The following is a 506-nucleotide window of genomic DNA, read 5'->3' on the forward strand; positions in this document are numbered from 1 at the left end:
TATCTTTATGGCTATTTTGACAGGTCTAGCCATTCAAGCTCTGGATTCTCGAGGTGGCCCTGCTATCCGCACGTTTAAGATGGCCAATGAGATCATGATGAAGCTGGTTGGTTTGGTCATGAGTCTAGCACCTTACGGTGTGTTTGCTCTGATGATTCAACTAGGTGCAACCTTAAATGCGAATACATTGATGTCTGTTGCAGGTTACGTTGCGCTTGTCGTGGCTATGCTTGTGTTCTGGATTTTCATCTTCTATCCAATGGCAGTTGGCATTACGACTGGAACTTCTCCAAAGGCGTTTCTCCGTGCAACTCGTGAACAAATCCTATTTTCTCTATCTACTGCAAGTTCAAATGCAACCATCCCTGTAACCATGCGTACTCTGACAGAGAAACTGCAAGTTTCTAAATCAGTTGCGGGTTTTGGTGTACCGCTAGGCGCGACGATGAACATGTCAGGTGTATCTATTTACATCGCGCTTGCTACAATCTTCGTTGCTAACGCGT

The 506-nt window shown here is 45.3% G+C and carries 1 protein-coding gene; it reads left to right on the forward strand.

The genetic code is table 11. The features are described 5' to 3' along the window. A partial coding sequence (locus R7190_RS31175; protein WP_318138382.1) for a dicarboxylate/amino acid:cation symporter occupies positions 1-506 on the forward strand: 506 nt, incomplete at both ends.

The sequence above is a fragment of the Vibrio sp. 1078-1 genome, from assembly GCF_033340475.1.